The organism is Nocardioides aquiterrae (assembly GCF_039526625.1).
Lineage (GTDB): Bacteria > Actinomycetota > Actinomycetes > Propionibacteriales > Nocardioidaceae > Nocardioides > Nocardioides aquiterrae.
The window spans coordinates 365716-386847 of sequence record NZ_BAAAJE010000001.1 but is presented as its reverse complement, the minus strand read 5'-3'; the positions used below and the strand labels follow the sequence as shown (position 1 = coordinate 386847).

The following is a 21132-nucleotide window of genomic DNA, read 5'->3' as shown; positions in this document are numbered from 1 at the left end:
GGTCGAGAGCACCAGGGCCTTCTCGCGCCACGCCTGGATGTTCGCGTCGAGCACGTCGAGCGGGTTGAACGGGGTGACGCCCTTGATCAGGTCGTCCTCGCGCATGCCGTAGAGCGCGCCCATCGCGAAGCGACAGGCGTAGACCTTGGCTCCTTCGTCGATGAGGGTCTTGAGCTGCTTGTTGTACCCGAGGTTGCCCGGGAAGCCCTCGCTGCCGACAGAGGGGTAGCCGCGGGCGGCCGACGCCATGAGCACGCCGGGGCCGTAGAGGATGAAGGTGAGCTCGAATCCCTTCCGCTGCAGGCGGGTGGCCGTGAGCATGTTGACCAGGCCGACCGAGCCCTCGAACGGGACCGTGTGCATGAAGACGTAGGCCTTGTCGCCTTCGTTGGCCTTGTAGTCGGGGAAGACCTTCTCCTCGATGTTGAAGAGGATGTCGCCTTCCTGGGGCGGGTCGATCGTGACTGTCTTCGGCATGTGATGCTCCTTTGCAGAGGTTGGCGATGCGAGCCGGTTGGGGCTGACCTGCCTCCGGCTCACGCCGGCACGCAGGGGGTCATTGCTGGCCGGGCGGCAGGTACTCCGGCTTGGGCCACCCCCTCCGGTGGCTCCCGGGGATGGACTGCATGGCGACCCTGCGGAACCGCCAGGGGAGGACGCGGTAGACCGGAGCGAACACCTGTCGCCACCAGCGGTCCTTCAGGCCGTGCGGACGGGCCGGCGGGTTGGCGCCGTACTTCGCCGCCATCCGGCCCTGCGCATCACGCAGCAGCGCGTGCTCGGAGTTGGAGCGGAGCCATCGTGAGAACGACACGCTGCCCGCCTCAGAGCTTCGCCACGAGGGCTTGCGCCGCCATCGCGATGGGTTCGTTCAGGGCGCCGATCGCCGGCGAGTAGACGTTCTCCATGGTGGCGAGCGTGTCGACCGTGACTCCGGTCCGCGCCACGATGCCGAGGAAGTCGGCGCGTTCCTTGATCCCCTCACCGCCGATCATCTGCGCCCCGATGAGCCGCCGGGTGCCGGGGTCCGCGAGCAGCTTGACCTTGATCGGCTTCACGCCCGGGTAGTAGCGCGCGCGGGTGATGCCGTCCGCGACCCCGGTGACGAAGGGCAGGCCGAGAGCCGTCGCCAACGTCTCACCGAAGGAGACACCGCCGATCATCCATTCGCCGGCGAGCATGCCCCACGGCACGAACACCGGGTTGTGCACCCGGTTCCCACCGGCTGCATTGATGCCCGCGGTCTTGCCCTGGGCGTACGCGTGGCTGCCCGACAACCCCTGCAGCGGGACGTTGGAGACGCCGTGCGGGATCTCGGCGCAGTCGCCGGCCGCGTAGACGTCCGGATCGGAGGTCCGCATGTGCGGGTCGACCACGATGCCGCCGGTGCTCCCCAGCGTGATGCCCGCGGCATGGGCCAACGCGCTGTTCGCCACCTTGTGGCTGCCGATGACCGCCAGCTGTGCCTCGACGTCACCGAAGGACGTCGTGACGTGGGTGAGCGTGCTCGTGCCGCGGAACGCCGTGACGCGCTCGCCGAACTTCAGGTGCACACCCGACCGCTCCCAGTCGGCGCGAACCGGCTCGACGATGTCGGGGTCGATCACGTCGGCCATCGGCCACGGGCCCGGGTCGACCAGCGTGACGTCGATGCCGCGGTGCTGCAGGGCGGACACCATCTCCATGGCGATCGGACCGGACTCCACGACCACGGCCGACTTCACCGTGTCCATGAACTCGTCCCACTGCATCGCCTCACGGATGTTCTTCACGTGGTAGATGCCGCCGAGGTCGGTCCCGGGGACGTCCGGGGTGTCGTAGTTCCACCCGGTGGCCAGCACCAGCCTGTCGTAGCCGACCTCGCCCTCGCCGCTGACCTTGATCGTCTTCGACCTGGTGTCGATGCTCTCGACGGTCGTCTCGTAGTGCACGTCGACGCCCGCATCCACGTACTGCTGCTTGGTGGCGAGGAAGAGCTTCTCGAAGGACTCGATCTCCTTCCCGTGGACGAAGGGGATGCCACACGGGCTGTACGCGACGTCCTCGTACTCCGTGTAGACCACGGTCTCCACCGAGGGGTCCTGCCCTTTCGCGGCTCCGGCCACCCCGAGCCCCGCGGCTCCGCCCCCGATCACAACGATCTTCACGTGCAGCGCTCGCTCTCTGCCATGCATCGCATCTTCAATGGCCGTTTCGGATAGTAAATCGGGCAGAACGGGCCGTCAAGGGCGTGCCGCGACCGCTTCGGTCGTGAGCGTCACGCCGGTGCGCAACGTGTTCGTGACGTAGCAGACGCGTTCCGCCGCCTCGACGAGTCGATCCAGCTCGGAATCGGGAACGCCGACCAGCGCGCGGACATGCACGGCGCTGAACCGCAGCCCGTCGTACCTTCCCGTCACCTCGACCGAGATGCCATCGACATCGAGCGCCCGCTTGCGGGCCGCATGGCTGAGCGCCAGGAGGAAGCAGGAGGCCACCGACGACAGGAACAGGTCGGTCGGCTGTGGCCCGAGGTCGGTCCCCCCGACCTCGACGGGCTCGTCGACCTCGATGTCGAAGGACCCGGCCTGGATCGTGCAGTGATAGCCACCCTTCCAGACGCCCGTGACCGTCCTGCCGGCACTCACCCGACCGTCAGTGCTCGTGGTCATGCTCGTGGCGGTGGTCGTGACCCGCGGGACGGTGGCAGAGCACGTCGGCCCGATCGTCGATGTCGGCCACCGAGACCACGCCGCGCTCGAGCAGCAGCCCCTCGAGGGCTCCGAGCCACCGCTCGTAGTAGCGATACTCTCCGGGCTGCGAATCGTCGGCCGCCACCTCGGCGATCAGGCCGTCCTGGAAGTCCTTCCAGGTGAACAGCCCCTGGTCGGCGAGCGCTGCCGCGAGCCCGAACGCCCGGCTCTCCCACGGCTGCTCGAAGACGAGCTCCCCGTTCGCACGGGGGAGCCCCTCGACCGACGTCGCGTCCAGCTCCCGCGTCTCACTCATGACGAGACCTCGACCGCGGCCACGCCCACCATCGCGTCGCGGGTGACCAGCGCGGCGAGCTCCTCCTCGGACAGTCCCTCGGAACCCTCGGGCCGGAGCGGCAGGACGAAGTATCGGTTCTCGGCACTCGAGTCCCACACCTTGATGTCGACGTCGTCGTCGAGCGAGAGGCCCATCTCAGCGAGGAGCTTGCGCGGCTCCCGGACCGCACGCGCCCGGTACGCCGGGTCCTTGTACCAGTTCGGGGGCAGGCCCAGCACCGGCCACGGGTAGCAGGAGCAGAGCGTGCACACCACGAGGTTGTGGATCTCGCGCGTGTTCTCCAGCACCACGATGTGCTCGCCCTGGGGACCCGCGTAGCCGAGCTCCTTGATGGCTCCGGTGCCGTCCTCGAGCAGGCGGCTGCGATAGTCCGGATCCACCCACGCCTTGGCGACGACCTTGGCGCCGTTGAGCGGTCCGACGTCGTTCACGTAGCGGTTGATGAAGCCGTCCAGGACCTCCGTCTTCACCACGCCGCGCTCGGTGAGCAGCTCCTCGAGCGCTTGTGCGCGGAGGGCTGCGGGGGGCCGGTCAGCGGCACGGGGGTCGGCTGTCATGGGGTTTCCTCCAGGTAGCTCTCGAAGAGGTCGACGAAGACGGTCGACGGCTCTGCGTTCGGGCCCCACAGCTGCGTCGACTCGAAGCGAACGGTGTAGACGTGCTGCGCGTCCTCCCCGGTGAAGTGGGCCGTGCTGTCCGGAAGCACGGCGGCGGGGCGGCGCGCCTCGATGACGCCCACGCGCCCGCGGACGTACGCCGGCATCCGGGTGTGTCCTGGCTTGTGGAGGTCGCGCACCCGCACCTGCTGGCCGGCCACGAAGGCGGGCTCGTCGTCGATCTGGCGCAAGGACCCAGCGCCGCCGCGCTCGTACGACGGCTTATGCACCTCCACGTCAGCCGGCTCGACGACCTCCTCGCCGCGCAACCTGCGGGCCCGGGCCTCGACAGCCCCAGCCGCCAGCACCCCGCTGTCGACGAGCAGCGTCTCAGCGGCGCGGAGCCACCGTCCGTAGTAGCCGTCGCCGAGGTACTCCAGGGGGTGCAGCCGCTCGAGTGCGTGCCTGAAGGCGTCGAGGTTGGTGCCCGAGGCACCCATCGAGGCCAGACCGAGCGCGAAGGTGCGCGCGTGCCAGTCCTCCTCGAAGACGGGCTCGGCGGGGTCGATGGTGACCGTGCCCCAGCCGTGGGTACCACCCATGTCGTGAATGCCGTCCACTGCGAGCTCCTCAGCGTCTGGTGTGGCCGATATCTCGTATCCGATACGGATTTACCGTATGAGAGATGATTGGGCTCGTCAACCATCGGATAGAATCCCTCTACTAAACGCCGGGTCTCCCGGCTGAGAGGAAGGAGAGTCCGTGACTCCCCAGGCCACACCCGCCGCCGGCGGAGGGAACGACTCGCCCGCCGACCGACTCGCCGCCGCTCCCCTGTCGGAGGCGGATCTGTCCGCGGTGGTCTCCGGCATCGGGCCGAGGCTCAGGTCCCTGCGCGGGCGACACGGCCTGTCGCTCCAGCAGCTGGCGGATCGCTCGGACGTCTCGCCGGCCGCCATCCACAAGGTCGAGCAGGGCACGATGGTCCCGACCATCACGACGCTGCTCAAGCTCGCGGCGGCCTTCCATGTCCCGGTTGCGCACTTCATCGACGAGACCGACACCCCTGCCACACCAGTCGTCCACACGGCCGCGAAACAGCGTCGCGTACGCCGGTCACCGGACGGCGACGTCGTGGTCGGCTCCCTGTCCGCCGAGTCCGGCCCGTTCGACGTGGCGGCGAGTCTCACGGAGATCGGCGCGGGTGCCCGGTCCGCCGACGAGGCCCGGCTCCCGGCGGGTGAGTCACTGATCTACGTTCAGTCCGGGACTCTCGAGGTCACCGTCGGCGGGCAGCTCTTCCGACTCGCTCCCGGCGACTCACTCCACTTCCGCTCGGAGGACGAGCACTCGTGGCGCAACCCCACGGCCCGCACCACGAAGGTCGTGTGGGTGTCGCTCCCGGAGCGTCGGAGCTGAGGACGCCGCCCGTCGCCGGACGGCCCGTCACCCGACGGCGGCGGGCCGCGGACTGTGCAGGTGGACCGGTGGGCGCCGCTCGTTGCTGCGCAACGTGACCATCTCGACCAGGTCGAGCAACCGGTTCGCATAGCCCCACTCGTTGTCATACCAGCCGAACACCCGCACCGCGCTGCCGTGCGACTCGATGTCCTGCAGCGAGACGACGCACGACCGTGGATCACCGAGCACGTCCGTCGAGACCATCGGCATGTCGCTGACCCCGACGATGCCTGCCCAGCGCTGCGACTCGGCAGCGGCGCGGAAGGCCTGCCGCACCTGCTCGGTGGTGGCCTCGCGCGTGAGCGTGCACACGACGTTGCTGAGCGAGCCGTCGGGCACCGGCACCCGCACGGCGACGCTGTGCACCTTGTCCTTGAGCCGGGGTATCACCAGAGCGAGCGCACGATCGGCGCCCGTGCCGGTCGGGACGATGTTCTGGCCGGCCGCCCGCGCCCGTCGCAGGTCATGGTGCGGCACGTCCAACAGCTCCTGGTCGTTGGTGAAGGCGTGCACCGTGTCGACCCACCCTCCCTCGACCCCGAACGTCTCGTCGAGGACGGCGATGATCGGGGCCACGCAGTTGGTCGTGCAGGAGGCGTTGGAGATGATCCGGTCGGTGGTCGGGTCGAGCGTGGCCTCGTTGACACCGAGGCAGATCGTCGCGTCGGCGGAGTCGGTGGGCGTCGAGACGATGACCCGGTTCGCGCCGGCGAGGAGATGACCGGAAGCACGGTCCCGGCTGGTGAACTGGCCACTGCACTCGGCGACGACGTCGACGCCGAGCTTCGCCCACGGCAGGTTCGCCGGATGGTTGGAGTGCAGCACCCTGATCCGCCGGCCGCCGACCATCAGCTCGTCATCGGTGAACTCGACCGGGACGCCGAGGCGTCCGTGGACCGAGTCGTGCTGCAGCAGGTAGGCCAGGGTCGAGGCCGGGGCGAGGTCGTGGACCGCCACCACCTCGACGAAGGAGTCGCGGGCCAGGATGGAGCGAAGCAGGGAGCGCCCGATCCGGCCGAGGCCGTTGATCGCGATCCGGGGAGCGTGGGTCATGAGGGTCGTTGCCCGGTCAGACCGACGCCAAGGCCGGTTCGGCCTCGTCGGTGGCTCTGCGGAGGGGCGTCACCGTCGCCAGGGGCCGTGCCCGTGGCGGCAGCGAGGCGAGGGCCACGAACGCGTCGAACACGCGGTCCCCGTCGGACCAGACGTGCGCCTCGGCGAACTCGATCCATTCGCTCGGCGGGATGACCGGCTCGGTCTCGCCGTACTCGATCTCCCCCCAGGTCGCCGCCATCTCGATCAGCTCGACGAGGGACGTGAGCGGGTGCGCCTCGAGCGAGACGAGGCGGCGGTGGTGGCCGGGCGCGAGCTGCGCGAACCGGCACCGGCAGTCAACGGTTTCGTGGTCGACGTTGTTCATGGACGGATCGTGGGACCTGTCGTTGCACAGCCGTTGCACCGTGTTGCAGCGCTCAGGAGGCTCCGCCTGCCGCGGCGACCTCTTCGGCCTCGGCCAGCAGGCGAGCCTCCGCGGCGGCGTACTTCTGCAGCTCGTCCCTGGCCCGCGAGGACAGCGCCTCCGCCTTCGCGAGGTACGTCTCGGTCATCTCGGCAACGGCCGCCGGGGCCGCCCCTCCCAGCGCGGTCCGGGTGGCCACGATGGACCGTGGGTCGAGGACGGCGCTGACCTCCTCGGCGTCCAGCCCCAGCGGCCGCCCGATCACCGAGCTGGCCGCCAGATCGAGGTCCACCGGCGTGATGTCGACTCCGCGTACGCCGCGTTGGCTCGCGTGCCGAACGACCTCCCCGACGATGAGGTACGCCGCCCGGTAGTCGACCTCGCAGCGCATCATGACGAACTCGGCCAGGTCGGTGGCCTGCGTGTAGCCCTCCTGAAGGCGTTGCCACATGCGCTCCTCGTTGACGGTCAGGGTGTCGACGACACCGTCCATCAGCACGGTGATGCGGGTCGCGAACTCGAGCGCCTTGGGGATCTCGCCGTAGGCGAAGATCAGGTTGTCGCTGCGCGCCGACGGGCTCTTCACCACGGCGAGGAACCCGGTGAGGCGCCCGATCAGCACGCCTCCCCCACCGCGCACGATCGACAGTGCGTACGGGTTGCGCTTCTGCGGCATCAGCACCGAGGCACGGGTGTAGGGACCCGCCAGGTCGACGTAGTCGAACTCCTGGCTCGACCAGATCTCGAGGTCCTCGGCCAGCTTCGACTGGTTGGACAGCAGGCTGACGCTGGTGGCGAGCACGTCCACGAAGGTGTCGGTCTGCCACATCGCGTCCCGCGTGTGCGTGATCACGTCGTCGAACCCCAGCAGGTCCGCGATCACCCTGCGGTCGTCCAGCAGCCGGCTCCCGTTGACGCAGCCCGCGCCGCCCGGGCTCGTGTTGATCTGGCCCAGGGCACTCATCAGCCGTTCGCCGTCGCGGAGCGCGGGCGGCACGAACCCGAGCAGGTAGTGACCGAACGTCGAGGGCTGCGCCTGCTGCAGGTAGGTCTGGTCGGGCATGAAGACCTCGCGGTTGCGGGCAGCCGTGCGCGACGTCGTCGCCGCGAACTCGCCGGCCGCGACGCCCAGCTCGGCGGTCAGGCGGCGGAGCACGATGCGCAGCGCAACGCGCGCCGCCTCCCGCCGCGGGCGTCCCGCGTGCAGCCAGCCGGCGTCGTCGCCGATCCGCTCCACGAAGTGGCGCTCCCGCGAGTTGTACGGCTCGCCGTAGGCCGCGTCGTACGGGAAGTCCTCGGGCCGGGTGCGATGGGTCTCCAGCAGGACGCCGAGCAACCCCGCCGCGGCCCGCTCCGGGATGACCTTGCGATGCCGGAGGTCCAGCACGTGCGCCATGTCGGCCAGGTTGAGGCCGTGGTGCAGCAAGGGCGCGTCGGCGATCTCCCACGCGAACCCAGCCTCGACCAGAGCGGGTGCGGGCCGGTCCTTGGACGGGCCCTCGAGCCGGCGGGCTGCGTTGGCGGCGGTCATGAACGTGCCTCCTCGCCGACGGCGGCGCCGGCTGTCGTGGATGTGAGCTCATCAGCCGAGGCCAGGGCCCCGCCGGTACTCCAATAGACGAGGGGTCGGCGGAGCTCCGGGCGATGCTGCGAGAGCCAGAGCAGCGCCTTCGCGTTGTAGACGGGATCGGCGAGCAGACCGCCGTGACACAGCACCCGGAGGGCCAGGCGGTCGGCCTCCGCCGAGCTGCTGCCGTAGCCGGGCCCCCGACCGTCGACCAGGCGCCACCGGGCGGGCGTACCGGTCGCTCCGACCAGCCGGGCACAGGCCTCGGCGCGCTCGGCGATCTCCTGCCGTGCCAGGGCGACCGGCCGGGAGACCGAGACACCGACCACGTCGACGCGGTCGCCGGCACCGGCCAGGGCGAGGCCCGCCACGAGCCCGGCGATGCTGCCCCCCGATCCGACGGGAAGGACGACGGTCACCTCGGCCAGATCGTGCTCGTCGAGCTGCTCCAGCAGCTCGACCGCGGCCGCCGCGAAACCACAGGCACCCACAGCCGTGGCACCGCCACGAGGGACGACGTACGAGGTGAGGCCCTGAGCCCGTTGGGATTCGGCGATCTCGGCGGCGCGCTCCTCCATCCCGCCCCGGTCGGGGCCGCCGGTGAACTCGACCACGGCGCCCGCCCGTCGCGACACCTTCAGCGCCGATGCGCCTTCCCGGAGATCGCCGTAGCAGACCTGCGTCACCCCGAGCCCGTACCTGCACGCGGCCACGGCCAGCATGGCCGCGAAGTTGGAGGTGGGACCGCCCGCCACCACGACCGTGTCCGATCCCCGCGCCAGCGCGTCGGCGAGGACGTACTCCAGCGTGCGCACCTTGTTGCCGCCCCACGCGAAGCCGGTGAGGTCGTCGCGCTTGAGGTAGAGCTCCCGGAGCCCGGGCTCCCCGGCCAGGTCGGACACCCGCGCGAACGGGGTCGGGAAGATGCCCAGCGGGACCCTGGGAAGGTCGACTAGCCCCATGGCTCGCTCTCCACCGGACGGCGCCGGGCGCGGGCCACGACCTCGTCGACCATCGCTGCTGCCGCACCGGTGTCGATCCGGGCCAGCTCGGCGAGCTCGTCCGCGTTCGCGCGTCCCTCCAGCACGGCGGGGAGGGTTCGCCCGGATTCGAGCGCCTCGCGGTAGGCGTCGTGCAGCATCGCCTGGGCCCGATGCTTGCCGAGCCTCGCCGACATCGCGCTGAGCAGTCGCTCCGAGGAGGCCGAGCCGGTGGCCTCGAGGTTGGCCTTCATGCGGTCGGCGTCGACCTCGAGCGAGGTGACCAGGGAGCGGGTCATCGCAGTGGCCGCGAGGGCGTAGTGGCACAGTTCCGGAACCACGACCCACTCGGTCTTCCAGGATCGGCCGTCGCGCTCGTGCTCGCCGATCATCGTGTCGCCGAGCACGCCGGCCGAGGACCGCACCAGCCGGGCCAGGGTCACGATCTGCTCGCTGACCTCGGGGTTCCGCTTGTGCGGCATCGAGATGCTGCCGACCGTCGTCGCACTCGTCGGTTCGCGCAGCTCACCGACCTCCTGGCGCGCGAGCGCGTACACCTCGTTGGCGATCCGCGCCAAGGCCGTCGTCGCGCAGGCGACGACGGAGGCGAACTCGGCAAGCCGGTCCCGGGCGGTCAACCAGGAGACCGCGGGTTCGGCGAGCCCCAGCCGCCGGCAGTACGCCGCGCGTAGCGGCAGCGCGTGCGACCCGAAGAACCCGAGTACGCCGACCGCGCCCCCGAGCTGCCCGACCCGCCACCGGTCACGGCTCTCGCGGAGCCGGTCCAGGCTCCGGCCGGTCTCGTCGACCCACGTCGCGACCTTGAAGCCGAAGGTGATCGGCGCCCCCGGCTGCCCGTGCGTGCGACCGACCATCGGCGTCTCGCGGTGGGCCTCGGCCAGATCGAGCAGCGCGGTCTCGACCGCCGACAGGTCGCGCCAGAGGAGCGAGGAGACCAGCTCCAGCTCCAGGACCAGTGCGGTGTCGGAGACGTCCTGCACCGTCGCGCCGAGGTAGACATGCTCCGCCGCGGCGGCCGGCAGCAGTCGCTGCATGGCGTGGATCATCCCGAGCGTCGAGTGCGAGGTGGCGCGCGTGCCTTCGGCGATCTCGGCGAGGTCGAGCGGGCAGCCGCGCAGGCCTGCGATCGCGGCAGCCGACTCGGCGGGGATGATGCCGACCTCGGCCTGGGCCTCGGCGAGCGCGATGACCACGTCGACCCACCGGCTGACGCGGGCGGGCTCGGAGAAGATCGCCCGGCTCTCGGTCGTACTCCACTGGTGGCCGAAGATCTGGGAGTCGATCAGATGTGCGTCCATGCCACCCCCACCCGATCGACGACCGCCTCGATCGCGGTCCGGACCTCGGCGAGCGACGCGCCCCACGGCACGACGGTCGCGGCATCGGTGTCCTCGACGCCCTCCTGCAGCAGGCAGCAGCGCGTGAGAGTCGCGGGCTGGCCGGCCGCGATCCACTGGCGCGGGCAGGTGTCGACGCGGTCCGGAGCGGAGCCGTAGAACCACTGGTGGATCTGGTTCGACCGCTCACAGCCCAACAACGTCCACGCACGCTCGGGAGGCCGCTCGTCGAGGAACGACACGGTGCTCCCGGGGAAGTCCATCCCCGAGCCCCGGCACGGGATGAGCAGGTGGCGCGGCGGGTCGGCGTACCTCGTCGCGAGGAGCTCGCGGCTGTCCACCAGGTCCGGCGCCACGACCACCGGCGGCAGATCGTCCGCCGTGGACAGCACCCGCTGCACCTGGTCGAGCAGCTTCGCAGGTTCCGGGGGGACGACGTCGACGAGCCTGATCCGGACGGGAGCCGGGTTGAGGATGAAGCTGACGTGGGAGTACCGGCCCTCCACGACGACGCATCGCGCGCCGGGCACGCGCTCCGCCGCGGTGGCGAGCTGCGACGGGACTGCGGTGTCGAGGGCCTCGTCGACCACGACCGCACAGGCGTCCGGCCCGGCGACCACCCGTGCCGAGATGGTGTGCGCGAAGAGCTCGTCCGACTGCTCCCGCTCGACCTCGACGAGGGCGACCTGCTGCCCGTGACGTGCCACGACGAACCGCGTGCGGAAGTACACCTCGCGGCCGGTGAAGTGCGCGGCCAGCCAGGCCGGCTCGAGGCTCGGAACGGCGGCCACTGCGACCTGGCGGTAGCGCGACGGCACGACGTTCGGCTCACCGAGCACGGCCCGACGCCTCCAGCAGGTTGCCGATGCCGATGGTGTCCGAGCGCAGGCCGCGGCGCAGGGTCTCCAGCCCCATCACGTCCTCGAGGGCGATGTTCCCGAGGTTCGCGTCCGGCCCCAACCGGCGCAGCAGGTAGGCCTGCTGCGACCGCTGCGGGGCTTCGTAGATGATGCACGGCGACGCGGCGGACGAGTCGAGCCGCGCGAGCAGCGACTCGCGCACCAGCCCGTTCGCGTCGTACAGGCCGACGGTGCCGCTCTCGCGCCCCTCGGCCACGATCCAGGTCGCACCCGCATCGAGGTCCGCCTGGAGCTCCGCGATCCACTCGTCCGCGGAGACGAGCTCGCTGGGGTCCTTGCGACCGACCTCGGCGAAGACCTCGAACCCGAGCGCCTTGGCCCGCGCGATGATCTCGGCCTTGGCACCGCGGGGCAGGTCGGTGGAACCGCGGGACACCTCGACACACTCGAAGCCGGCCCAGGTCGCGAACTCGAAGAACTCCGCGATCCGGTCCTGCAGCCAGGCGATCTCGAGAAGGGTTCCGCCGGTGCACGGCTTGATCTGGCGATCCCGGAGGAGGCGGACCTTCTCGGCCAGCGCGGGTTCGACATAGGCCGTGCCCCAACCGAACTTCCAGACGTCGATCCAATCGGAGTACACGCGAAGCACCGACTCGACCCGGTCGAGGCAATAGCCTTTGTCCAGCACATGGGTGAGGCCGCGGGACCTGGGTTTGGCCGGTCGCTCCGGCAGCGTGAGAAAGCTGGGACCTGCACCGACCATCGCTTCCGGTCCTCTCCCTCTGGATCGCCGACGGGACCGACGTCCTCCATCATCAGCAACAAGTTTATACTATCGGAGATGCCGGCCAGGTCCGGAGAGGGGAGAGCGATCCGCGATGTCGACGAGCAGAGCGGCCTCGACCGTCTTCGTCCTCGGCACGCTGACCGTCACCGATCCGGACGGGCACGAGCTGGGTCCGGTCCCCGCAGGACGCGCGGAAGTGCTGCTGCGGCGACTCGTCGCCTCGGACGGCGCACTGGTCGAGATCGACACGCTGGTCGACGCGCTGTGGGATGACGACGCTCCCCTGGCCGCGGACCGCATCATCGCCTCCCTCGTCAGCCGGGTCCGCCGCTCGATCGGCTCCGACGTCATCACCGGTTCCTCCTCGACGGGCTACCGCTTCAACGCGGGGCCGCTGTGGACCAGCGACCTCGCGATGGTCGAGGGGCTCACCAAGTCGGCCCAGGCACGAGCGGCCCTGAGCCCGGCGGTCGCCCTCACCGCTGCCCGCCGCGCGTTCGCCCTGCTCGCGCGCGGCGCTCCCGAACTACCCCCGACGTTCGCGCGGCGAGGCTGGGCCGAGGAACAGCGACGCCACGTCGAGGCTCTCGTGCGACGCCTGAACCGGGCCCGGTGGGACGCCGAGGCCCAGCTGGGCATGTGGGGCGACATCGCCAGCCAGGCCGAGACGGTGCTCACCCATGCTCCGCAGGACGAGCTGGCGAGCCGGATGTTCATGAACGCGTCGTGGCATCTCGGCGACCGTCCCTCCGCGCTCCGCGCGTACGACGAGCTGCGGGTCCAGCTGCGCAAGGACCTGGACGTCGAGCCGAGCCCGGAGACCGACGCCCTGTTCAGCGCCATCGTCAGCGGCGCCGAGCCCGGGCCGATCCCGTCCCGGCCGGGGCCTCCCGCCACCGGCATCTCCTCACTGGTCGGCCGGCAGACCGAGCTCGCCTCCCTGGTCGAGCGCTGGCACGCGGCCGCCGCCGGAGCGGCCGGTTCGGTGCTCGTCACCGGCAACCCGGGCTCCGGGTGCTCGTCCCTCGCCCAGAACCTGGCCGACTACGCCGACCGCAGTGGCGCACGGGCCATCCGCGTCGACTGCTTCGAGGGCGAGCGCTCGTCACCGCTCCAGCCCCTCATCACGGTGCTCAGCCGGCTCCTGCTGTCGAGCGCACCCGACCGCCTCACCCACCTGCTCGGATCCTGGGCCGACACGGCGCTGGAGCTCGTGCCGGACCTGCGTGACGTGATCGGTCCGCTGGAGTACCAGCGAGCAAGTCCGGAGATCGAGCACCAGCGCATTCTCAACACGATGCGTCACGTTCTCGCCAGCGCCTCGGAGGAGCAGCCGCTCCTGCTGTTCTTCGACGACCTGCACCTGGCCGGAACCGCCACGATCGAGGCGTTGCTGTGGCTGTTGCACAACCTCGGCAGCGCGCCCCTCCTGGTCGTTGCCACGGCCCCGTCCGACCGGCTCGACGAGGAGCTGCGTGCCCTCGCGGACAGCGGCCTCCTGGTGGAGCTGGGGCCACTCACGGAGGCCGAGGTCGCCCAGCTCGCGGCCCAGGCGGGGGTCGCAGCCGACGCGGCCTTCGTGTGGGAGCTCACCCTGGGGCAGCTGATGTTCGTCATCGAGGTGCTGGCCGCGCTGTCCCGAGGCGAGAGCAAGTCCGATGTCCCCGGCACTCTGCGGTCGGTCGTTCTCGGGCGCGTACGACGCAGCGGCACCGACGTGGACGAGCTGCTGCAGTCGGCCTCGGTGATCGGCACGGCGTTCGAGCTCGACTCGCTCGAGCGCTTGGTCGGACGTCCCGCGATCGACCTGATGCCGACGCTGCAGAAGGCACTGGCCGCGGGCCTGGTCGCGTCGCGCAACGACCTGTTCGTCTTCTCACCACCGATCCTCGGCCAGGCCCTCTACGACAACCTGCCCGGCCCGATCCGCGTGCTCCGCCACCGCCAGCTGGCCGAGATCCTGTCCGACCGGCCCGAGCTCCGCGCCCTCCACCAGGAGCGCGCCGGGCTCACCGGTGCGGCCGCCCGATCGTGGTACGAAGCAGCCACCCTGGCGCACCACGCATTCGCGAACGCCGACGCCGTCCGGCTGTTCTCCTCCGCTCTGGCAGCGGCACGCCAGGCGGGCGACCGCGAGATCGAGGGCCTCAGCCTGATCGGCCGAGGCACGGCGTACGAGGAGCTCGGCGACTTCGACAAGGCGACCGACGACCACCAGGAGGCCGAGACGCTCGCCGTCGCGAGCGGTGACCGGTCGCTACGTGCGACGGCGGTCGAGCGGCTGGGGTGGACGGCGTACTACCGCCGCGACGTCGACGAAGCCGTCGCCCGCGCGGACGAGGCGTCCCACATGCCCGGTGCGGGGCCGGGCGCCTGGAACCTGCTCGGGCGGACCAAGCACTGGGCGGGTGACTTCGATGCCGCCTACCGCGCCTACGAACGCGCCCTCGAGGAGGTCGGCAGCGAGGACGAGGCCGTGCGCGTCTCGGTGCTGAGCTGCCTCGGTGCCCTGCTCGCCCACGCCGACCGCTACGGCGAGGCGATCGAAGTCCTCGACGACGCGGTCGCGGTCTCGCACCGGATCGGCGCGTTCCACCCCCTGCTCCGGGGCCTCTTCTTCGCCGGTCTCGCGCGGGCCAACGCGGGGGACCTGTCCGGCGCCCTCACCGCCTTGCAGACCAAGGCAGCGATCCTCGAGCGGTACCACGTCTCCTTCTACCGAGCGCGCACCAACACGACGCTGGCCTGGGTGTGGCGCGAGCTCGGCGAACCACTCCGGGCCCACGACCTGTCGGAGCTCGCGCTCGACCAGTCGCGCGAGGTGGAGGCCGGCTGCCTCCAGATCGAGCAGGAGCTGCACGCGCTGTGCTCGCTGGCCGACAGCGAGCGGCTCGACGGCCGCCCCGACCTCGCCGCCGAGCGACTGGAGGCCGCCACGGCGCTCATCGAGCACTGGCTGCCGTTCCGTTGGCGCGCGAACCTGCGTATCCAGGAGATCGGCTCCCGGCTCGGCCTGACCGATCCCGAGGCACTGCTCGAGGCCGCCCGGGCGGCCGGCTCGGTGAAGTACCAGTCCCTGGCGCTCCACCTGTTGGGACGCGGAGAGGAAGCGGCGGCCCTTGCCCGGCAGACCGGGTCGCTCCTGCTGCTCGGCGAGGTGGGCGACCCGGCCGAGGCCCGGGAAGCGCTCAAGCGCCTGGAGGTGACGCTTCCCCGTCAGCTCAGGACGAGCTTCAGGCAGTCGGGGAGGCTGCCCCGGCTGTGGTGACGCTCGCGACGGCGAGACCGATGCCCCACAGCAGCGCGATGCCCGAGGAGCCTCCGATCGCTGACACCTGTGCGACCACCTCCTCGAAGTCCGCCGCCTCCTCCAGTGCCGCACTCGCCACGAGGTCGTGGACAGTCGCGATGCTCTGACCTCTCGCCGCCCAGACGAGGAACGACCGGCTCAGGTCCGTCGTCGCGGCCTCCTCCGCGACCCGACCGAGGCTCTGGCGGTCACCACCGTTCCACGCGTGGACGAGCAGGACTCCCGAGAGGAGATCGTCTCCGGTCGGCGTGAGCCCCCCTCCCCTGCCTTCGAGCAGCGCGCGGCTCCGCGGGAGATCACCTGCGGCAACCGCTTGCCGGACCTGGTCCCACGACGAGCGGAGGTCCGGCGGCACGGTCAGGCGGTCGAGCATCTCGCCGAGGTACGGCCCCGCGAGACGCAGGGCCGAGGGTCCCGGCAGCAGGGGTGCGTAGACAGGCGCCCCGGTCAGTCCGATCCGCCACTCCGTCGAGCAGAGCATGCCGCCGTCCATCCAGACGGTGAGGCCCTCCGGCACACCGGCCGGAGGGCTCTCGAGGATCAGATGGATCGGCCCCGGCGCGACCGAGGGGCCGGCCACGGCGTACAGCCTGCCCTCGGCTCGCACGTAGAAGCCGTGACGGAAGGTTCCGACGACGGTCCCGAGCGCTCCGCCCTCGTGGGCGGCGGCTACACCCGATCCGACGGCGACCGGGACCAGGTGCCGCGTCATCGGCTCAGGCGAGACGCCGGTCGAGGTCGAGCAGCGCGTCGACGAAGCACCCCAGGGGCGCCCAGGCGACTCCGGCTCCCACCTGACCACTGCCGTCCGTCGCGTGGATGATGCCGGTGTTGACCGCCGGCGTGATGCCGAGCTCGACCACCTTGCGCACGTCCACGCCGAGCGGGGTGCCCACGTTGTCCAGGATCGGGAGACGGAACCGGGCGCTCTCGCCCGCGCAGATGCGCTGCATGCTGCGGGTGGCCGCGATCGCGTGGGACATCCGGCCCCCGAGGAAGCCGGCGACCGCGGGTGAGTTGGCCGCCGCCGGGCCGCCGAGCCCGACCAGCTCGAGCACGGCGCTGTCACCGATATCGGGCGCGCTCGTCTCCGGCCCGAAGCCCGGGTAGTACAGCGCATCCTGGACCGGCGGCGACGGCGCGAGGAACCAGTCACCACCACCGGCCAGGCGGACGCCGTACGTCGAGCCGTTGCGCGACATCGTCGTGACGATGCTGGAGTCGGGCACCTCCGACGCCCACTCGACCAACGACTTGGCCGCGGCCATGGCCACGTTGAGGAACATCAGGTGGTTCGCGCTGAGGAACGTCGCCACCTCGGCGGCCGCCGCGTGCGTGCTCCGCACCAGGGAGGGCAGCAGGTCGCGCAGGAACAGATTCGTGGTGGCCTGGACGCGCATGTGCACGTCGTCGCCCATCGGCACGCCCTGGGCGGCCAGTGCGAACACGTCGACCGGGCCGTTGGTCGCCAGGGCTTCGGCGAGGACCGGCCCGAGCTTGTCGCGGACGAACCTGAGCCGGTCGATCGCGGCGTCACTGTCCACACCGAACCACTGCACGGCGCCGGAGCCCTGGTTGATGCTGGAGTACGCCGTGCTGCTGCCCGCCTCGTCGTGCACGACGTACACGGGGGCGGAGGGGCCGATCGACGTCGCCATCGGAACGACCGTGCGGTGCTCGTTCGCCGGCCGGAGGTGCACTTCGCCGGCCTCGACGAGGCCGCCCGCGCCGTCGACGTCGTCGGCCCACCCTTCGGCGACCACGGCCGCACGCACCGACCGCTGCAACGGGTCGGGCATGTCCTCCCACGCGATGGCGGGACCGCAGTGCAGGATGTCGCGCTCGCCCATCCCTTCGATCACAGCGCCCGCGCGGTCGATGCCCACGAGCATCGGGACGCCCTCGTCGAGCCGGCGCAGCACCTCGGCGTTGGCGCGGTCGATCCGGTCCGTCCCGGGTCCGAGGAGGCGGGCCAGGGCCGCGACGATCCTCGGCTCTCCGCCGCCGGGGATCCGCCAGTCCACACCGATGACCGGCTGCCCCTGGCTCCGCAGGGCGCTCTCGAACAGGGGAAGCCCGATGTTCACCACGTCCACGGCCTCCGGCAACTCGACCACAGGGGTCACACTCATCAGGAAGCCTTTCGGGATGGGGCGCGACGGCTCGCGTCTCTCGGCCGATACGCGCATCTACTATAGGATACGCCCCATGGCCGGTCCACCACTCACCGTCACTCGAACCGATCCCCGAGAGGTCGTCGACATCGTCCGCCGCCACGCCGGCGTGTCCGGCAAGGCCGCGATCGCCGCGGTGGCCGGGTTCGTGGACCCCAGCGACCCGGTGCACGGCCCCGGGGACGACGGGGCCGTCGTCGAACTCGACGGTGCGCGCGCAGTCGTCTGCGGTGAGGCGATCGCGCCACAGTTCGTTCGCAGTGATCCGTACGGCGCGGGCATCGCCAGCGTGCTGGCCAACGTCAACGACGTGGCCGCCATGGGCGGAGTGCCCAAGGCGATCGTCAACACCGTCATCGGTCGTGACGCGGATCTGTCCGAGGTGCTGCGCGGCATGCGCGACGCGGCCGACATGTACGAGGTCCCGATCGTGGGAGGCCATCTGACCGGTGCCGACTCGGACGCCGCGCTGTCCGCGTTCGCGCTGGGGCAGGTGCGGACGCCGCTCTCGATGGCCAACGTGCGCCCGGGTCAGGCGGTGCTCTTCGCCGCATGCCTCGACGGGACCATGCGGACCGACTTCCCGTTCTTCACCTCCATCGCCCAGCAGCGCCCGACCCTCGCGCGCGACGTCAGGCTGCTCGCTCGTCTCGCCGACCTGGGCGCGGCCGTGGCCGCCAAGGACGTCTCCATGGCAGGCGCCCTGGGCTCGCTGGCCATGCTGCTCGAGTTCACCCGGCACGGGGTGGACGTCGACCTGGACCGGCTGCCGGTCCCCGCCGACACCGACCCGCTGCGGTGGTTGATCGCCTTCCCGACCTACGGCTTCTGGCTGGCCGCACCCCAGGACCGGGCAGCCGACTGCAGGAGAGTCTTCGAGCAGCACGGGCTCGCCTGCGCACAGGTCGGCGCCGTCAACGAGTCCACCCGCATGACCGTGCGATCCGGAGGCCGCCAGGCCCACTTGCTGGACCTCGCCACCGAGTCGATCACCGGCCTGTGGGCGTCGTAGCCGGGTCGGACCGGCGCGAACGTCCCGGTCAGCCGGCCCGAGGGCCAGCTCCCTCGAGGTCCCCTTCGAGGAGCACCGTCGCGGGCCGGCCCGGCCAGTGCAGGTCGGGGGCCTGGGCGAGGTCGAAGAGCATGGGCTGGTGGTCGAAGCCGCAGTACGGCGCCGGGTCGCCGTCGCGGACCCAGCCGAGCCGCTCGAAGAACCGCACGTTCGCCAGCTGGATCTGCGCGCGCATGCGGTGGCCGCCTCGTGCCGCGGCGGTCGCGACCGCGAAACGGACCAGCTCGGCGCCGACCATCGTCGACCGGTGCGACGCGAGTACGGCCAGTCGATCGCCCTGCCACCATCCGTCGCGCAGGGGATACAGCCGCACCGTTCCGGCGACCTGGAGCCCGTGCGCCGCCAGGACGTGGATCGTGCTCCGCTCGACGTCGCGGGCGTCGATGTCGGTGACCTCGAGGGCGCGCTGCTCGACGACGAACACGCGATGGCGGATCGCGTAGTGATGGGCGAGGTCGGACCCGCTCGCGCGCCAGATCCTGATCCCGGCCGCCCGGTTCATGAGGCGCTCGAGACCGGGAGCGCACCCAGGGCCGGCATGCCCAGCTGGACGGTCCGCTCGAGCGAGCCGAGCGCCGAACACGCCTGACAGCGCGCGCAGCCGGCGCTCACCTTGTCCGCCGTCAGCCCGCGCGCCACGAGCTCCGGCGCGACGACCCTCGCGATGCTCTCGGTGTACTCCCGGCTGGGCGGCACCGCGTCGGCCATCAGGCTGCCGGGGACGGGACGGAGCGGGACGATGAACGGATAGACGCCGATGTCGATGGCCCGGCGGATTCCCGCGAGCGTGACATCGCGGTCCTCCCCCATCCCGAGGATCACGTAGGTCGACACCTGGCCTTCACCGAAGCGCTCGACGGCGTACTTCCACGTCTCGAAGTACCGCTCGATGCCCGTCCGGGCCTTCGGCGGCGCAACCCGGGCGAGCACCTGCGGGTCGAACGACTCGACGTGGATGCCGAGCGAGTCGATGCCGAGGTCGTGCACCTTGTCGATGACGGCCAGGTCGGTCGGGGGCTCGAACTGCACCTCCACGGGAAGACCCGAGGCCTCCTTCATCGCCTTGCCGCACTTGCTGACGTAGTACGCCCCACGGTCCTTGCCCCACGTCGATCCGGTGGTCAGCGTGATGTCCACGGCGCCGTCGAGGTCGCGGGCAGCGACGGCGACCTCCGCGAGCTGCTCGGGGCGCTTCACCTTCACGGTGCTGCCCGAGGACAGGGAGACGCCGATGCCGCAGAAGGTGCACTGGTCCGAGTTTCCCCAGTAGGCACAGGTCTGAAGGACCGTGCTGGCCAGCGAGTCCAGGTGCATGAGCGCGAGCTTCCAGTAGGGAGTGCCGTCCGCGGTCTCCAGGTCATAGAAGTGCGGCCGGCCGGCCGGCGTCGCCGACGCCATGCGCACGCCGTCGCGGTAGATCCCGTGCCCGGAGTCCTCCGCCTCGAGGGAGTACGGCGAGCTGGCGACGTACGCCGCGTCGACGGGAACCGTGACCGGAGTGCCCTCCACCCAGATCATGCCCGCATCCGAGGGCCCAGCACCTCCCGGACGTCGCTCGATAGGACCCTTGACCGCGAGGCCCTTCTCCTGGAGCTCGAGGATCAGGTCGCTGAGCCGACTGCCGTCGTCGACGTTCGTGATGGGAACCCGGGTATCTGCCGTCTGCGTCAAGGGGAGTCCTTCCGAGCGTGCCGTGTGTCGATGCTATCTCTGGTAGTGTTGGTCCGTCTACTATCCGACATGCTGCGGGAAGCCAGCTCCTCGACCATGCCGCGCAGAGCGATCTCCCCGCTCCGGAAGGACGCGCAGTCGACGTACGCGATGTCCGCGAGACCTGGGTCGCCGTCGACGAGGTCGCCCGACTCGGGGTCGAGCCGCACCACCGTCAAGGTGTGCACGGCGGCGCCCGTGGCCGGATCCGGGACGACGCCCGCAACGATCGCGAGACCGGACTCGAGGTGCAGGCGAGTGGAGCCGTAGGGGTCCGCGAACCCGGCCAGCAGATCCCCGCTCTCGTGCAGCAGCACCCAGTCAGCGCCTTCGGCCCGGGCTGCGGAGACGAGATCCAGCCGCGCCCGGCGGGCCTCCTCCGCCTGGAGGGCAGCATGGCGCATGGCGAATCCCGCGCCGGCGACCTGGTGCGCCGGCAACGAAGCCAGCTCGACCCCGGTGCAGCGCACGGCGGTCTCGAGGACCTGCCGAGCTTCCGACCAACGTTCGACGAGCTCAGCCGTGGTGTGCGCGTCCTGCAGGGCGTCGACCACGCCTCTCACCAGCTTGATCGCACGCTCGTAGCGGTCGACATCGCCGCCACCGAGCGAGTAGAGGGACTGCTCCGCCGCCCGCCAGGCGGTGCGGAGGGCGCTCGCGGTCAGCTCGTCGGTCATGGCACATCCCGGGGAGTCGGTCTCCTGACGTGTCTACTATACGATACGCGCGTCTGCTATCTTATCGGCCTCAATCCAGGCCGAGACTTCC

At 70.9% G+C, this 21132-nt stretch carries 22 protein-coding genes; 3 read left to right on the top strand and 19 right to left on the bottom strand.

Features of this window, described 5'->3' with window-relative positions:
• The 7 genes from ABD086_RS01895 to nthB form a co-directional block, all read right to left on the bottom strand.
• Window positions 1–477: MSMEG_0572/Sll0783 family nitrogen starvation response protein (locus ABD086_RS01895; RefSeq protein WP_343905133.1), on the bottom strand; the 477-nt coding region annotated here is incomplete at its 3' end.
• 79 nt (window positions 478–556) lie between these two features.
• Window positions 557–814 (bottom strand): hypothetical protein, encoded by a 258-nt coding sequence (locus ABD086_RS01890; protein WP_343905132.1) that lies wholly within the window; start codon window positions 812–814, stop codon window positions 557–559.
• Window positions 815–824: 10 nt separating this feature from the next.
• On the bottom strand, window positions 825–2174 hold the full coding sequence (locus tag ABD086_RS01885; protein ID WP_343905130.1) for an FAD-dependent oxidoreductase: 1350 nt from the start codon (window positions 2172–2174) through the stop codon (window positions 825–827).
• 48 nt (window positions 2175–2222) lie between these two features.
• On the bottom strand, window positions 2223–2651 hold the full coding sequence (locus tag ABD086_RS01880) for an OsmC family protein (protein WP_343905128.1): 429 nt from the start codon (window positions 2649–2651) through the stop codon (window positions 2223–2225).
• A complete protein-coding gene (locus ABD086_RS01875; RefSeq protein ID WP_343905127.1) occupies window positions 2635–2988 on the bottom strand; it encodes a nitrile hydratase accessory protein in 354 nt (117 codons plus the stop codon). Before ABD086_RS01875 ends, ABD086_RS01880 begins: the two co-directional genes overlap by 17 nt.
• Window positions 2985–3587, bottom strand: coding sequence for a nitrile hydratase subunit alpha (nthA, locus tag ABD086_RS01870; protein ID WP_343905126.1), 603 nt, complete (start codon window positions 3585–3587; stop codon window positions 2985–2987). Before nthA ends, ABD086_RS01875 begins: the two co-directional genes overlap by 4 nt.
• On the bottom strand, window positions 3584–4246 hold the full coding sequence (nthB, locus tag ABD086_RS01865) for a nitrile hydratase subunit beta (RefSeq protein ID WP_343905125.1): 663 nt from the start codon (window positions 4244–4246) through the stop codon (window positions 3584–3586). The genes nthA and nthB overlap by 4 nt, the downstream gene beginning before the upstream one ends.
• 142 nt (window positions 4247–4388) lie before the next feature.
• Here nthB and ABD086_RS01860 point away from each other — a divergent pair, with 142 nt between their 5' ends.
• Window positions 4389–5045, top strand: a complete 657-nt coding sequence (locus ABD086_RS01860; protein ID WP_343905124.1) for a helix-turn-helix domain-containing protein — start codon at window positions 4389–4391, stop codon at window positions 5043–5045.
• Between the two features lie 27 nt (window positions 5046–5072).
• Here ABD086_RS01860 and gap read toward each other — a convergent pair whose 3' ends face one another.
• From gap to ABD086_RS01825, 7 genes are read right to left on the bottom strand one after another with little or no spacing between them, the layout of a single operon-like run.
• Complete coding sequence (gap, locus tag ABD086_RS01855; RefSeq protein WP_343905123.1) at window positions 5073–6140, bottom strand: type I glyceraldehyde-3-phosphate dehydrogenase; 1068 nt, start codon at window positions 6138–6140, stop codon at window positions 5073–5075.
• Between the two features lie 16 nt (window positions 6141–6156).
• A complete protein-coding gene (locus ABD086_RS01850; protein ID WP_343905122.1) occupies window positions 6157–6507 on the bottom strand; it encodes a hypothetical protein in 351 nt (116 codons plus the stop codon).
• 52 nt (window positions 6508–6559) lie between these two features.
• On the bottom strand, window positions 6560–8077 hold the full coding sequence (locus ABD086_RS01845) for an argininosuccinate lyase (protein WP_343905121.1): 1518 nt from the start codon (window positions 8075–8077) through the stop codon (window positions 6560–6562).
• Window positions 8074–9075 carry a 1-aminocyclopropane-1-carboxylate deaminase/D-cysteine desulfhydrase gene (locus ABD086_RS01840; protein WP_343905120.1) on the bottom strand — a complete coding sequence of 334 codons (1002 nt, stop codon included), beginning with the start codon at window positions 9073–9075 and terminating at the stop codon, window positions 8074–8076. The genes ABD086_RS01845 and ABD086_RS01840 overlap by 4 nt, the downstream gene beginning before the upstream one ends.
• Window positions 9066–10412 (bottom strand): class-II fumarase/aspartase family protein, encoded by a 1347-nt coding sequence (locus ABD086_RS01835; protein ID WP_343905119.1) that lies wholly within the window; start codon window positions 10410–10412, stop codon window positions 9066–9068. The genes ABD086_RS01840 and ABD086_RS01835 overlap by 10 nt, the downstream gene beginning before the upstream one ends.
• Window positions 10397–11290 carry an XcbA family protein gene (locus ABD086_RS01830; RefSeq protein ID WP_343905118.1) on the bottom strand — a complete coding sequence of 298 codons (894 nt, stop codon included), beginning with the start codon at window positions 11288–11290 and terminating at the stop codon, window positions 10397–10399. The genes ABD086_RS01835 and ABD086_RS01830 overlap by 16 nt, the downstream gene beginning before the upstream one ends.
• The gene (locus tag ABD086_RS01825; protein ID WP_343905116.1) at window positions 11280–12074 is read right to left on the bottom strand and encodes a phosphosulfolactate synthase; all 795 of its coding nucleotides are present in this window, start codon (window positions 12072–12074) and stop codon (window positions 11280–11282) included. Before ABD086_RS01825 ends, ABD086_RS01830 begins: the two co-directional genes overlap by 11 nt.
• A 115-nt stretch (window positions 12075–12189) precedes the next feature.
• Between ABD086_RS01825 and ABD086_RS01820 the strand changes: the two genes are divergently transcribed.
• Window positions 12190–15366, top strand: coding sequence for an ATP-binding protein (locus tag ABD086_RS01820; protein ID WP_343905114.1), 3177 nt, complete (start codon window positions 12190–12192; stop codon window positions 15364–15366).
• Here the strand turns inward: ABD086_RS01820 and ABD086_RS01815 are convergent.
• Together ABD086_RS01815 and ABD086_RS01810 are read right to left on the bottom strand one after the other, a co-directional pair.
• On the bottom strand, window positions 15332–16120 hold the full coding sequence (locus ABD086_RS01815; RefSeq protein ID WP_343905112.1) for an oxamate carbamoyltransferase subunit AllH family protein: 789 nt from the start codon (window positions 16118–16120) through the stop codon (window positions 15332–15334). The genes ABD086_RS01820 and ABD086_RS01815 overlap by 35 nt on opposite strands.
• A 4-nt stretch (window positions 16121–16124) precedes the next feature.
• A complete protein-coding gene (locus ABD086_RS01810) occupies window positions 16125–17540 on the bottom strand; it encodes a YlbE family protein (protein ID WP_343905111.1) in 1416 nt (471 codons plus the stop codon).
• A 76-nt stretch (window positions 17541–17616) separates the two neighbouring features.
• On the opposite strand from ABD086_RS01810, the gene ABD086_RS01805 reads away from it, so the two are divergent.
• Complete coding sequence (locus ABD086_RS01805) at window positions 17617–18594, top strand: AIR synthase related protein (protein ID WP_343905109.1); 978 nt, start codon at window positions 17617–17619, stop codon at window positions 18592–18594.
• A 28-nt stretch (window positions 18595–18622) separates the two neighbouring features.
• On the opposite strand, the gene ABD086_RS01800 is transcribed toward ABD086_RS01805, so the two are convergent.
• The 3 genes from ABD086_RS01800 to ABD086_RS01790 are packed head-to-tail and all read right to left on the bottom strand — an operon-like array spanning window position 18623 to window position 21041.
• Window positions 18623–19156, bottom strand: coding sequence for an MSMEG_0567/Sll0786 family nitrogen starvation N-acetyltransferase (locus ABD086_RS01800; RefSeq protein ID WP_343905107.1), 534 nt, complete (start codon window positions 19154–19156; stop codon window positions 18623–18625).
• On the bottom strand, window positions 19153–20325 hold the full coding sequence (locus tag ABD086_RS01795) for an MSMEG_0568 family radical SAM protein (protein ID WP_343905105.1): 1173 nt from the start codon (window positions 20323–20325) through the stop codon (window positions 19153–19155). Before ABD086_RS01795 ends, ABD086_RS01800 begins: the two co-directional genes overlap by 4 nt.
• On the bottom strand, window positions 20322–21041 hold the full coding sequence (locus tag ABD086_RS01790; RefSeq protein WP_343905103.1) for a hypothetical protein: 720 nt from the start codon (window positions 21039–21041) through the stop codon (window positions 20322–20324). Before ABD086_RS01790 ends, ABD086_RS01795 begins: the two co-directional genes overlap by 4 nt.
• Window positions 21042–21132: the final 91 nt, after the last annotated feature.